The 12371-nt window shown below is 72.9% G+C and carries 11 protein-coding genes; 4 read left to right on the top strand and 7 right to left on the bottom strand.

The genetic code is table 11. The annotated features are described in order from the left end of the window. Positions 1-14: 14 nt before the first annotated feature. From AB0946_RS11810 to AB0946_RS11795, 4 genes are all read right to left on the bottom strand, one after another. On the bottom strand, positions 15-1175 hold the full coding sequence (locus tag AB0946_RS11810; protein ID WP_366760696.1) for a serine hydrolase domain-containing protein: 1161 nt from the start codon (positions 1173-1175) through the stop codon (positions 15-17). Between the two features lie 155 nt (positions 1176-1330). Continuing rightward, entirely contained in the window at positions 1331-2089 is a 759-nt protein-coding gene (locus AB0946_RS11805) for an ABC transporter ATP-binding protein (RefSeq protein ID WP_366760415.1), read from the bottom strand. Beyond that, on the bottom strand, positions 2089-2850 hold the full coding sequence (gene cbiQ / locus AB0946_RS11800) for a cobalt ECF transporter T component CbiQ (RefSeq protein WP_366760414.1): 762 nt from the start codon (positions 2848-2850) through the stop codon (positions 2089-2091). The genes AB0946_RS11805 and cbiQ overlap by 1 nt, the downstream gene beginning before the upstream one ends. A 1-nt stretch (position 2851) precedes the next feature. Then, positions 2852-3895: an energy-coupling factor ABC transporter permease gene (locus AB0946_RS11795; protein ID WP_366760413.1), complete on the bottom strand. Its 1044-nt coding sequence runs from the start codon at positions 3893-3895 to the stop codon at positions 2852-2854. 149 nt (positions 3896-4044) lie between these two features. Between AB0946_RS11795 and AB0946_RS11790 the strand changes: the two genes are divergently transcribed. Next, positions 4045-4383 carry an SsgA family sporulation/cell division regulator gene (locus AB0946_RS11790; RefSeq protein ID WP_041665262.1) on the top strand — a complete coding sequence of 113 codons (339 nt, stop codon included), beginning with the start codon at positions 4045-4047 and terminating at the stop codon, positions 4381-4383. A gap of 20 nt (positions 4384-4403) precedes the next feature. Here AB0946_RS11790 and AB0946_RS11785 read toward each other — a convergent pair whose 3' ends face one another. The 3 genes from AB0946_RS11785 to AB0946_RS11775 all read right to left on the bottom strand — a co-directional run bounded on the left by AB0946_RS11785 (position 4404) and on the right by AB0946_RS11775 (position 9667). Continuing rightward, positions 4404-6071: a penicillin-binding transpeptidase domain-containing protein gene (locus AB0946_RS11785; RefSeq protein WP_366760412.1), complete on the bottom strand. Its 1668-nt coding sequence runs from the start codon at positions 6069-6071 to the stop codon at positions 4404-4406. Between the two features lie 96 nt (positions 6072-6167). After that, on the bottom strand, positions 6168-7802 hold the full coding sequence (locus AB0946_RS11780; RefSeq protein ID WP_366760410.1) for a penicillin-binding transpeptidase domain-containing protein: 1635 nt from the start codon (positions 7800-7802) through the stop codon (positions 6168-6170). A gap of 107 nt (positions 7803-7909) precedes the next feature. Next, entirely contained in the window at positions 7910-9667 is a 1758-nt protein-coding gene (locus tag AB0946_RS11775) for a phospholipid carrier-dependent glycosyltransferase (protein WP_366760409.1), read from the bottom strand. A gap of 148 nt (positions 9668-9815) precedes the next feature. On the opposite strand from AB0946_RS11775, the gene rsmI reads away from it, so the two are divergent. The 3 genes from rsmI (at position 9816) to AB0946_RS11760 (ending at position 12275) form a co-directional block, all read left to right on the top strand. Beyond that, the gene (gene rsmI, locus AB0946_RS11770; protein WP_366760408.1) at positions 9816-10664 is read left to right on the top strand and encodes a 16S rRNA (cytidine(1402)-2'-O)-methyltransferase; all 849 of its coding nucleotides are present in this window, start codon (positions 9816-9818) and stop codon (positions 10662-10664) included. A gap of 237 nt (positions 10665-10901) precedes the next feature. Beyond that, positions 10902-11327 carry a hypothetical protein gene (locus tag AB0946_RS11765; protein WP_366760407.1) on the top strand — a complete coding sequence of 142 codons (426 nt, stop codon included), beginning with the start codon at positions 10902-10904 and terminating at the stop codon, positions 11325-11327. A 48-nt stretch (positions 11328-11375) separates the two neighbouring features. After that, on the top strand, positions 11376-12275 hold the full coding sequence (locus tag AB0946_RS11760; RefSeq protein WP_366760406.1) for a TatD family hydrolase: 900 nt from the start codon (positions 11376-11378) through the stop codon (positions 12273-12275). Positions 12276-12371 lie beyond the last annotated feature (96 nt).

Below are 12371 nucleotides of genomic sequence, written 5' to 3'. Positions count from 1 at the left end.
AGGGCGCGCGTGGCTCAGGCGAGCGCCGTGCGGACCGCTCGTACCAGCGCCTGCGCCCTCGGGTCCGCCGTCACGCTCTGCCGGAAGCCGTTGGTGACGTAGCCGAAGGCGATGCCGGTGTCCGGGTCGGCGAAACCGAGCGCGCCGCCGCGTCCGGGATGGCCGAAGGAACCGGGGGTGAGCAGCGGCGACGCGGCACCGTGGAGCATGTGGCCGAGGCCGAAGCGGGTGCCCACCACCAGCACCCGGTCCGGACCGGCGGACTGCTCCGCGCGGGCCAGTTCCATGGTCCGCGGGGTGAACAGCCGGGTCCCGCCGTCGACCCCGCCGATGAGCGAGGCGTAGAAGCGGGCCAGCCCGTCGGCCGTGGCGATGCCGTTGGAGGCGGGCAGGGCGGCGGCGCGGTAGGCCGGGTCGTTCTCGTCGGGGAACGGGGTGATCGCGGCGAACGCGCGGCGGGTCAGGGAGTCCGGGTCGGCGTAGGCCTCGGCCACCGCCCGCTTGGGGCGGGTCTTCAGTCCGCCGGCGCTCTCGGGGGCGTCCACGGGGCCGACGCGGCCCACGCGCGCCTGCTGCGCTTGCGGCAGGCCGAGCCACAGGTCCGCGCCCGCCGGCCCGGTGATCTCGTCCGCGATCCAGTCGCCGACCGGACGGCCGGTGATCCGGCGGAGCAGTTCGCCGGTGAGCCAGCTGAAGGTCTGGGCGTGGTAGCCGTGGGCGGTGCCCGGCTCCCACACCGGCGCCTGCGCGGCGACGGCGGCGGCGCCCAGGTCGGGGTCGGCGGCCTCGGCCGGGGTCAGCGGGCGGTCCAGCACGGGCACGCCCGCGCGGTGCGCGAGCAGGTCCCGTACGCGCGTGTGCTCCTTGCCGGCCGCCTTGTACTCCGGCCAGTACGTGCCGACCGGGGCGTCCAGGTCGAGTTCGCCGCGCTGGTGCAGGAGCAGCAGCGCGGCGGCGACGACGCCCTTGGTGGCGGAGCGCACGATCTGCGCGGTCCCGCGCTGCCAGGGAGCCGTGCCGTCCACGTCCCGGGTGCCGGCCCACAGGTCCACGACCCGGTGTCCGTCCCGGTAGACGGCGACGGCCGCTCCGCGCTCGCCGAGCAGCGCGAAGTTCGCGGCGAACGCCTCCCTGACCGGCTCGAAGCCCTCGGCCACAGTGCCGTTCACGTCCACGTCCACGCCCGCCGCCCCTTCCGTCCAGCTGTCTCCTGCGACAGTGGGTGCAACACGGGGTAGGAGCCTGCGATTCCTCGGCGGGATCGGGCCGACGGAATCGTTACGTCGATGTTGCCGCGGGTCGTGTGCGTCGCCGGCCGGGTCCTCGTCCCTCACGCGCCCGTTGTCACGGACTTCGGGTCGAAGCCGAACGGCAGCTCCAGCCGGTGCGCCCGCATCAGCTCCTCGTCGGAGAGCAGCGCGCCGGTCGGGCCGTCCGCCGCGATCACCCCCTCGCTCAGGACGAGGGAGCGCGGGCACAGCTCAAGGGCGTACGGCAGGTCGTGCGTCACCATGAGGACCGTGACGTCCAGGGAGCGCAGGATGTCGGCGAGTTCGCGGCGCGAGGCCGGGTCCAGGTTGGAGGACGGCTCGTCCAGGACCAGGATCTCCGGCTCCATGGCGAGCACGGTGGCCACCGCGACCCGGCGGCGCTGCCCGAAGGAGAGGTGGTGCGGCGGCCGGTCGGCGAACTCCCGCATCCCGACCCGCTCCAGCGCGGTGTGCACCCGCTCCTCCAGCGCCGCCCCCTTGATCCCGGCGGCGGCCGGGCCGAACGCCACGTCCTCGCGCACGGTCGGCATGAACAGCTGGTCGTCCGGGTCCTGGAAGACGATGCCGACCTTCTGCCGGATCGCGGCCATGTGCTGCCTGGACACCGGGAGCCCGGCCACGGTCACCGTGCCGGTGCCGCCGCCCAGGATGCCGTTGAGGTGCAGCACCAGGGTCGTCTTGCCGGCGCCGTTCGGGCCGAGGAGCGCGACCCGCTCGCCGCGCGCGATCGAGAAGTCCACGCCGAACAGCGCCTGGTGTCCGTCGGGGTAGGCGAAGGCGAGGCCGGAGACCTCCAGGGAAGCAGTCACAGGAACCATCACAGCATCCATCCCAGCAGGCAGACGACGAGGGCGGCACAGGGCAGGCTGAGCGCGTGCCGCCACTGCGCGCCGGACGCGGTCACCTCGTCGATGACCGGCATGGAACCGGCGTACCCCCGGCTCACCATGGCGAGGTGCACGCGCTCCCCGCGCTCGTAGGAGCGGATGAACAGCGCGCCGGCGGACTTGGCGAGCACACCCCAGTGCCGCACGCCCTTCGCCTCGAAGCCGCGTGACTCGCGGGCGATCCGCATCCGGCGCATCTCGTCGGTGATGACGTCGCCGTAGCGGATCATGAAGGAGGCGATCTGCACCAGCAGCGGCGGCAGCTTCAGCCGTTGCAGCCCGAGCAGCAGTTCGCGCAGTTCGGTGGTGGCCGCCAGCAGCACGGACGCGGCGACGCCGAGGGTGCCCTTGGCGAGCACGTTCCAGGCGCCCCACAGCCCGTTCACGCTGAGCGAGAGCCCGAGCACGTGCACCCGCTCACCTTCCGCCACGAACGGCATGAGCACGGCGAACGCGACGAACGGCACCTCGATCAGCAGCCGCCCGAGCAGGAAACGGGCGGGCACGCGCGCCCGGTGCGCGACGACCGCGAGCAGCACGGCGTACACCGCGAACGCCCACATCGCCTCGCGCGGGGTCGACACGACGACCACGACGAACAGGAACGCGGCGGCCAGCTTGGTGTGCGGCGGCAGGCCGTGCACGGGTGAGTGCCCGTGCCGGTAGAGCCGGTGTGTGTGTCCCGCTCCCACGTCAGACGCCGGTGCTCGCGGGGGACACGTCGTCGGCGCGCCGCCTGCGCAGCGCCCAGAACACCGCGCTGCCCGCGACGACCGTGACGCCGACGCCGATCACGCCCGCGAGGCCGCCGGACAGCCGGGCGTCGGAGATGTCCTTCACGCCGTAGTCGGCGAGCGGCGAGTCGGCCGTGGGGTGCTCCTTCGCCTTCTTGTCGATCCCCTTGTCGTGCGCGACCTTCTCCAGGCCGTCGGGGTTCGCGGAGGCGTAGAAGCTGACGAAGCCGGCGAGGACCAGGGAGGTGACGAGCCCGGTGATCCACAGCGTGCGCCGCGAGGTGCGCGCCGCCACGGGCGCCGTGGGGGCGGGCGCGTCCACCAGTTCGCCGTTCACCCGCAGCCGGAGCCGCTGCCGCAGGCCACGCGCGCCGTACACCAGGTCCGGGCGCACGGCGACGACCGCGCCGACCGTCAGCGCGGTGATGACCGCCTCGCCGATGCCGATCAGCACATGGACGCCGATCATCGCGGTGGCGACCTTGCCGATGGAGACGTCGGTGGTGCCGCCGACCGCGTAGATCAGCGTGAAGGCGACCGCCGCGGCCGGCACGGACACCAGCGCGGCGACGAAGGACGCCACCGTCACCGAGCGCCGCTTGCGGGGCAGCACGGCGAGCAGGCCGCGGAAGACGGCGTAGGAGACGACGGTCGTGACGATCGCCATGTCGGTGATGTTCACGCCGAGCGCGGTCAGCCCGCCGTCGGCGAACAGCACGCCCTGCATCAGCAGCACGACCGACACGCACAGCACGGCCGTGTAGGGCCCGACGAGTATCGCGGCCAGGGCGCCGCCCAGGAGGTGACCGCTGGTCCCGGCGGCGACCGGGAAGTTCAGCATCTGCACGGCGAAGATGAACGCCGCCACCAGCCCGGCCAGCGGGGCCGTCCGCTCGTCGAGTTCGCGGCGGGCGCCGCGCAGGCTCACGGCGAGGGCGCCGGCGGCGACCACTCCGGTGACCGCGGAGGTCGGGGCGTCGATGAATCCGTCAGGTACATGCACCGTACGATTTTAGGCCCTTGTTGCGAACCTCTTGCAAGAGAGACCAAGTCTCGTCTCCCACCAAGGCGTGAACCGGAAAATGTGCGACTCTGGAGGGAAAGCGGATGCACGGCTTTCGCATACGTCACGGTGCGTGAGAGGGCGGTCCGATGTCTGTAGTCGAACAGTACGCGCGCGCTCATATCGTCACGGACGAGGAGGACCCCGGGGCCGTACCCGTCGTGCTGCGGTACGACCCCGACGCCGATCCCCGTTCCGTCCGGGTCGGGCTCCCCGGGCCGCACGAGTGGACCTTCTCCCGCGCGCTCCTCGAACGGGGACTGCGGGCGCCGGCCGAGAGCGGCGACGTCCGGGTGTGGCCCTGCGGGCGCGTCCAGGCGGTGGTCGAGTTCCACACCGACGACGGGGTCGAGGTCGTGCAGTTCGAGTCGAAGACGCTGGTGCGGTTCCTGCGCCGCACCTACACCGTCGAGCCCGTACGGAGCTGACCGCGGCCGGGCGGAGCCGGTCAGCTCCCCAGCTTCAGCAGCTTCGCCACGATCGGGCCCGCCGTGTCACCGCCGTGCCCGCCCGCCTGGACCACACCGGCGGCGGCGAGGTCGCCCCGGTAGGCGGTGAACCAGCCGTTCGGCTTCTTCTGCCCGTCCACCTCCGCCGAGCCGGTCTTCGCGCCGTAGTCCGGGCCGAGCCCCGCCATCGCCTCGGCGGCCGTGCCGTAGGCGGCCGTGTACCGCATCAGCTCGCGCAGCTGGGACAGCGTCTTCGGCGACAGGGTGCGCGAGGCGGTGGCCAGCGTGCGGTGGTCCACGGACGGCGGGACCAGATACGGCTGGTGGAAGCTGCCCGACTTCACGGTGGCCGCCACGGAGGCCATGTTCAGCGGGTTCATGCGCACCCCGCCCTGGCCGATCAGCGAGGCCGCCATCTGCGCGGCCGACTGCACCGGCACCGAACCGTCGAAGGTGGGCACACCGATCGCCCAGTTGTTCATGGACAGCCCGAAGACCTGCTGGGCCTGCTTGGTCAGGTCGTCGTTCTTCAGCTTCTTCGCCTGGCTGATGAAGGCGGTGTTGCAGGACCGGGCGAAGCTCGCCTTGAACGTGCCGTCCTTGATCTCGAAGTCGTCGTCGTTGTGGAACTTCCAGCCGCCGTAGGTGACCGTCTTCGGGCAGGGGTGCTTCTTGTCCGCGGAGGCCAGGCCCTTGTCGATCAGCAGCGACGACGTGATGACCTTCATCGTGGAGCCGGGCGCGAGGGAGCCCTGGAAGGCGGTGTTGAAGCCGTGGCCGCCGTTGGCGACCGCGAGGATCTCGCCGGTCGAGGGCCGCAGCGCGACCACCGAGGCACGCGGGCGCCCCTCGACCTGCTGCTCGGCGGCGGCCTGGAGGGTGGGGCTGAGCGTCGTCCGCACCGTTCCCGGGGTGCCCTTGCTCAGCTCGACCAGCGTCTTGTCGGAGAGCTTGGCCTCCTTGGCGGCCTTGCCGCGCACCACGCGCAGCTCGATGCCCGCCGTGCCGCCCGCCGTCTTGCCGTACTTCTCCCGCAGCCCGTCCAGCACCGTGCCGAGGGACGGGTACCTGGCGGTCGTGATCTCGCCGCCGTCGCGGTCCAGCGCCTTGACCGGCGGGGTGCCGGACGCACCGGTCACCAGCGTGTCGCCGTCCCGCAGCTCCGGGTGGAGCACGGCCGAGTGCCAGTCGACCAGCGGCCTGCCGTCACTCGCCCGGCGTACGACGGTGAGCGAACTGCTGTAGGCGAACGGCTTGCTGAGGCCCCGGTAGGCCACCGTGGCCCGCACGGAGAACGGCACCTCGGCACCCTTGGCCGCCCCCGGCCTGAGCGTGACGTCCTTCAGGTGGGCGTCCTTGGTGAAGCCGGTGAGCGCCTTCCCGGCGGCGGCGGGGTCGTCCGTGGCGTCCGCCGCCCGGTTCGCCTCGCCCTGCTGCCAGGCGGTCAGGAAGCGGGTGGAGGCGGTGCGGATCTCGGCGGCGGTGAGCGGGCCGGTCCTGACGGTCCGGTGGCCGGCCGTGGCGGCGGACCGCTCGTCGGCCGCGGCACCGCCGTCGTACAGCGCGTAGACGCCGAGCCCGGCACCGCCGACCACCACGGCGATCATCCCGCCGAGCACGGCGGGCCGGGTCTTGCGCCGCTCGTCGACGCGCCTTCTCTTGCCCACAGCCTCAGTTCCTCCGCACCTTTCCCAGGGTCCCCGCGGCCCTCACATCCCCCAACGACGGCAATCACCTTAAAGTCCCCGTCTTCCCGGGTGACGTCAGCCCGCGTTCCGTAGCAGGCTTGCGACAATAGGCCCGGCGGCGTCGATGCCGTGCCCGCCGTCCTGGACCATGGCCGCCGCGGCGACGTCGTCGCGGTAACCGGCGAACCAGCTGTCCGACCGCGCCTCCCCGTCGACCTCCGCGGAACCGGTCTTCGCGCCGACGTCCCCGCTCATCCCGGCCATCACGCCGGCCGCGGTGCCGCTGCGCGCGGTGCGGTTCATCATGGCGCGCAGCTGCTGGGCCGTGGCCGGCGACAGCCCGCGCGCGCGGGCCGGCTTCCGGTCGTCCAGCCGCAGCGGCACGATCAGGGGCTGGCGGAAGGTGCCGGTCTTCGCGGTGGCCGTGACGGACGCCATGTTCAGCGGGCTCATCTGGACCTGGCCCTGGCCGATCAGGCCCGCCGCGGTGTCCGGACCGCCGGAGGCCGGCACCCGGCCGTCGAACGTGGGCACGCCGACCTGCCAGTTGTTGCGCCCGAGCCCGAAGCGGTCCTCGGCCTCGCGGGTGAGGGAGTCGACCTTCACCTCGTCCGCGAACTTCACGAACGCCGTGTTGCAGGAGCGGGCGAAGCTGTCGGCGAGGGTGGCGTGCTCGTCCGGCGTCATGCCCTTGAGGTTCTGGAAGGTCTGGCTCTGCCAGACGGCCGACGGCGGGCAGGGTGCCGGTCCGTTCGCGGTGGTCAGGCCGTTGTCGATGAGGGTCGCCGCGCTGATGATCTTCATGGTGGAGCCGGGGGCGCGTTCGCCGAGGAGGGCCGCGTCGAAGCCGTCGTCGCGGTTGTTGGCGACGGCGAGTATCTCGCCGGTGCTCGGCTTGACGGCCACGACGGAGGAGTCGGGGTACTTCAGCACCGCCTTCTCGGCCGCCGCCTGGGCGCTCGCGCTGAGCGTCGTGGGGAGCCTGCCGGGCTTGCCCTTGGCCAGGGTGAGCAGCGGGGTGTCCGCGACCTGGCTGCCGTCGGCCGCCGCCTGATGGCGGATGACGAGTTCCACCCCGGGCCGGCCGCCGGTCCTGTCGCCGTAGCGCCGGCGCAACTCGTCCAGGATCGGGCCGAGGGACGGGTACGTCACCCGGGTGAGCACCTTGCCGCTGCGGTCCACGGCCTCGATCTCGGGGGCGGCCGAGTCGCCGGTGGTGAGCGTGTCGCCCTTGCGCAGCCGCGGGTGGACGACGGAGGGCTGCCAGTCGACCAGCGCGCGGTGCGAGGTCTGGCCGCGTACGACGGTCAGCTCGCTGCGGTAGGACAGCGGCCGGGAGGCGCCGGCGTACGACACCGTGGCCCGCACCGTGAACGGCACCGTGTCACCGGTGGCCCGGCCGGGTGTGACCCGTACCTTGCCGATGTGCGCGTCGTGGCCGTAGGCCGACAGCAGCTCCTCGGCGGCCTCCGGGAAGTTCGTGTACGACGCCGCGGCCGCCGCGTCGCCCTTCTCCCAGGCCGTGAAGAACGCGCCGGTCGTCTCCTTCACCTCACGGCCGCTGGGCGGACCGGTCCGCACGGCCGCCGAGCCTCCCGGGCCGTCGTCACCGTTCAGTGCGGACGCGACGTTGTACAGCCCGTACCCGGCACCGCCGAGCAGCGTGACGCACACGCCGCCGATGACGGCCGCCTTCACCCCGTTGCGCATGATGCGCTTCCCCTCCCGTTCAGCCTGTTGAACATGTTCAAAACAGGTAGCGGGAGCACTGTAAGCGGTTGCGCTCCCCCTGTGACGGGAGTTGCCGAAACCGTGACTCAGACCCAGGTGTCCAGCCACATCCGCGACCGCCAGGAGTCGATCGGGATGGCCTGGCCCGTGTACAGGGGCCAGAAGTAGACGAAGTTCCAGGCGATCAGGAGGACCAGGACGCCCGCCGCCGAAGCGCCGATCACGCGGCGGGTGTCGGTCGAACCCCGTGGGCCGACGATCGCCCCGATCATCATCGCCACCGCCAGGCACAGGAACGGCAGGAAGACGACCGCGTAGAAGAGGAAGATCGTCCGCTCCTGGTAGTGGAACCAGGGCAGGTACCCCGCCGCGATGCCGCAGGCGATGGCGCCGGCCCGCCAGTCCCGGCGGAACGCCCAGCGCCACAGCACGTAGAGGATCGCGAAGCAGGCCGCCCACCACAGCAGCGGCGTGCCGATCGCCAGCACCTCCCGGGCGCACTTCTGGCCCGCGTCCACCGGGCAGCCGTCGGCGCCGGGCGAGGGGGACTCGTAGAAGTACGACACCGGGCGGCCCAGCACGATCCAGCTCCACGGGTTGGACTGGTACGTGTGCGGCTGGTCCAGGTGGACGTGGAAGTTGTACACCTCGTGCTCGTAGTGCCACAGGCTGCGCAGCCAGTCCGGCAGGAAGGACCAGGTGCCGCCCCTGCCGTCGGTGGCCGCCCAGCTGCGGTAGTAGCCGCCCGTGCCGTCGGCCGGGGAGAGGATCCAGCCCGTCCAGGAGGCCAGGTAGACCACCAGCGCCACCGGGACCGTCGCCAGGAAGGCGGCACCGGTGTCGTACTTGAGGACGGCCAGGTACGGGCGGCGCGCGCCCGCCACCTTGCGGGTGCCGGCGTCCCACAGGAGCGTCATCACGCAGAACGCGGCCAGGACGTACAGCCCGTTCCACTTGGTGCCCACGGCCAGGCCCAGCATCACCCCGGCCGTCCAGCGCCACGGGCGCCACCCGAAGCGGAAGGCGTCGGCGACCCGCTCGTCGGGCCGCACCCGCCCGTCCGGTCCGGCCGGCAGCGCGGCGGCCAGCCGCTCCCTGGCCCGGTCCCGGTCGACGACCAGGCAGCCGAACGCGGCCACCACGAAGAACATCAGCACGCCGTCGAGCAGCGAGGTCCGGCTCATCACGAAGTGCAGGCCGTCCACGGCCATCAGCGCGCCCGCCAGGCAGCCGAGGAACGTCGAGCGGAACATCCGGCGGCCGATCCGGCACAGCAGCAGGACGGAGAGCGTGCCCAGCAGCGCCGTCATGAACCGCCAGCCGAACGGGTCGAACCCGAAGATCAGTTCGCCCAGCCCGATGACGTACTTGCCGACCGGCGGGTGCACCACGTACGCCGGGTCCGTCGGGATCGCCAGGTGCCCGTGCTGCTGGAGCACCATGTCGTTGGCGTTCTTGCCGTACCGGTCCCAGCTGACCTCGAAACCGCGGTGGACGAGCGCCCACGCGTCCTTCGCGTAGTACGTCTCGTCGAATATCACCGCCCGCGGGCTGCCCAGGTTCCAGAACCGCATGACGCCCGCCATCAGCGTCACCAGCAGCGGCCCGCCCCAGCCCGACCACCGCGTGAGCCGCTCGGCCAGGAGCGGCGGCACGCCGAGCGTCCGCCACAGCCGGGGGCTCGGCTCGGCGTACGGCGGCACCAGCCGGTCGCGTACGTCGCCCGAGGGCGCGTCCGTGGCCGGCGCGTACCCGAATCGGCGCAGCCGACGCTGCCACGACGGCCGGCGGTCGTGCGGTGCCTGGTCCTGCCGGAGGTCCATGGAGGACGCGGTAGTGGTCACCGCGCCATCGTAGGGAAACGTCCTGTGCGAGTCCCGTGCATGTGCGGTACCGGTCGGGACACGGTCGGCTCCGTCCCGCTCGCGGCAGCCCCGGCGACGGCCCCGGACCGCGGGCGGGCGGCCCGGGAATCCCTGGGAGGATGGGGGTGTGACTGGAACCCTTGTCCTCGCAGGTACCCCCATCGGCGACATCGCGGACGCGCCGCCCCGGCTCGCCGAGGAGCTGGCCGGCGCCGACGTGGTCGCCGCCGAGGACACCCGGCGGCTGCGCCGGCTCACCCAGGCGCTGGGCGTCACGCCGAAGGGCCGCGTGGTGTCGTACTTCGAGGGCAACGAGTCGGCCCGCACCCCGGAACTGGTCCAGGAGCTGCTCGGCGGCGCGCGCGTGCTGCTGGTGACCGACGCCGGGATGCCCTCCGTCTCCGACCCCGGTTACCGCCTGGTCGCCGCCGCCGTCGAGCAGGACATCCGGGTCACCGCCGTGCCGGGGCCGTCCGCCGTGCTCACCGCGCTCGCCCTGTCCGGGCTGCCCGTCGACCGCTTCTGCTTCGAGGGCTTCCTGCCCCGCAAGGCCGGGGAACGGCTGTCCCGGCTGCGCGAGGTCGCCGGTGAGCGGCGCACCCTCGTCTACTTCGAGGCCCCGCACCGGCTAGACGACACCCTCGCCGCCATGGCCGAGGTCTTCGGCGCCGACCGGCGGGCCGCCGTCTGCCGGGAGCTGACCAAGACGTACGAGGAGGTACGGCGCGGTCCGCTGGCCGAGCTGGCGCGGTGGGCCGCGGAGGGCGTGCGCGGCGAGATCACCGTGGTGGTCGAGGGCGCGCCCGAGACCGGGCCCGAGGAACTCGGCGCCGAGGAGCTGGTGCGCCGGGTACGGGTCCGGGAGGAGGCCGGCGAGCGCCGCAAGGAGGCCATCGCGGCGGTGGCGGCGGAGGCCGGACTGCCGAAGAGGGTCGTGTTCGACGCGGTGGTGGCGGCCAAGCGCGCCGCGGGGTGAGGCAGGCCGTCACGCGGCCCCCGCGCCCCCGCCGAGCGCCGCCGCGCGCCCCATGAGGGGGCAAAAGGCTGGCGTCGAAGGCAAAGCACAGCCGTCTCATTCGCGACTGTTTGACAAGCGATGTCCAAATCGCCTCCAACACTCGACAGCCCTGCTGCGCCCGCGCCGGCGGAGGCGTCCACTGGTCGAAGGGACGCACCCGTCCAGAGGGACGCACCCGTCCGACAGGGAGCTGGCATGAGTGACATAGCAGGGCGGACCGGCCTCCGCGCCACAGCCACAGCCGTCGTTCACGAGTCGTACTCGTTCGCCTGCATGCGCTGCGGGCACGGCTGGGAGCAGTCGTACGAGATAGAGCACCACACGAACGCCCAGGGGGAGGAGTTCGTGCTGTACGTGGCCGACGACCAGGTCGTGCCGTCGCCGCTGAGCCGGCCGTCCTGCCACAACTGCGACGGCCATGTCGTACGGATCATGCGCGCGGGCCAGGTCTCCGCGGTGCGCGGCACGGCCGAGCGGCAGCACCACCGGGTGCCGCAGGCGGGCCCGGTCGAGTCGCCGCAGGTGCCCGGGCGGACCGCACAGGCCGTCCCGGCCGGCACGCCGCACCACCACTGGCACCTGTCCGACCTCCTGCACCCGTTCCAGCGCAAGGCCGGCTGAGCGGATCGCCGGCCGTTCGGCGGCATGCCCGTTCCGTAGGATCGGAGCATGCCTTCGAACGCCGGCCACAGCCCCAGCGACGCCGACAAGAACGCCGCACCACCGCTGCCCCAGCCCTTGGCGGTGCCCGTCGCCGACTCCCACACCCACCTGGACATGCAGTCCGGCACGGTCGAGGAGGGCCTGGCGAAGGCCGCCTCGGTGGGTGTCACGACGGTCGTCCAGGTCGGCTGCGACCTCAAGGGCTCGCAGTGGGCCGCCGAGACGGCGGCGGCGTACGAGAACGTCCACGCCACCGTCGCCCTCCACCCCAACGAGGCCCCGCGCATCGTCCACGGCGACCCGGACGGATGGTCGCGGCAGGGCGCCCGGGAGCCGGGCGGCGACGCGGCGCTGGACGAGGCCCTCGCCGAGATCGACCGGCTGGCCGGGCTGCCGCAGGTGAAGGGCGTCGGCGAGACGGGCCTGGACCACTTCCGCACCGGCCCCGAGGGCAAGGCCGCCCAGGAGCGCTCCTTCCGCGCCCACATCGAGATCGCCAAGCGGCACGGCAAGGCGCTCGTCATCCACGACCGCGACGCCCACGCCGACGTCCTCAGGATCCTGAAGGAGGAGGGCGCGCCCGAGCGCACCGTCTTCCACTGCTACTCCGGCGACGCCGAGATGGCCCGGATCTGCGCCCGCGAGGGCTACTTCATGTCCTTCGCCGGCAACGTCACCTTCAAGAACGCCCAGAACCTGCGCGACGCCCTCGCCGTCGCCCCGACGGAGCTGGTCCTCGTGGAGACCGACGCGCCCTTCCTCACCCCGGCGCCGTACCGCGGACGGCCCAACGCGCCGTATCTCGTTCCGGTCACGGTCCGTGCGATGGCCGCCGTGCGCGGGGTCGACGAGGACGCGCTGGCGACGGCCCTCGCCGCGAACACGGCCCGCGCCTTCGGCTACTGACCGGCCGTTCCGTGGGGCCGGCCGTCCGGACCGGCCGTCCGTCCGGGGCGCCGGCCACCCGTTCGGGTCGCGACCGTCCGTAGTCGCGTCGCTTTG

It is taken from the genome of Streptomyces sp. NPDC046870, from assembly GCF_040704595.1.
Taxonomy (GTDB): Bacteria; Actinomycetota; Actinomycetes; order Streptomycetales; family Streptomycetaceae; genus Streptomyces; species Streptomyces argyrophylli.
Note: the sequence above shows the minus strand (reverse complement) of the source record. Positions and strands in the feature narration are given on the sequence as shown.

Excerpts from the sequence above, each read along its gene's own strand:
- AB0946_RS11805 (WP_366760415.1), bottom strand. The coding sequence starts at position 2,089 with ATGGTTCCTGTGACTGCTTCCCTGGAGGTCTCCGGCCTCGCCTTCGCC.
- AB0946_RS11790 (WP_041665262.1), top strand. The coding sequence starts at position 4,045 with ATGTCTGTAGTCGAACAGTACGCGCGCGCTCATATCGTCACGGACGAG.
- AB0946_RS11780 (WP_366760410.1), bottom strand. The coding sequence starts at position 7,802 with ATGCGCAACGGGGTGAAGGCGGCCGTCATCGGCGGCGTGTGCGTCACG.
- AB0946_RS11765 (WP_366760407.1), top strand. The coding sequence starts at position 10,902 with ATGAGTGACATAGCAGGGCGGACCGGCCTCCGCGCCACAGCCACAGCC.
- AB0946_RS11760 (WP_366760406.1), top strand. The coding sequence starts at position 11,376 with ATGCCTTCGAACGCCGGCCACAGCCCCAGCGACGCCGACAAGAACGCC.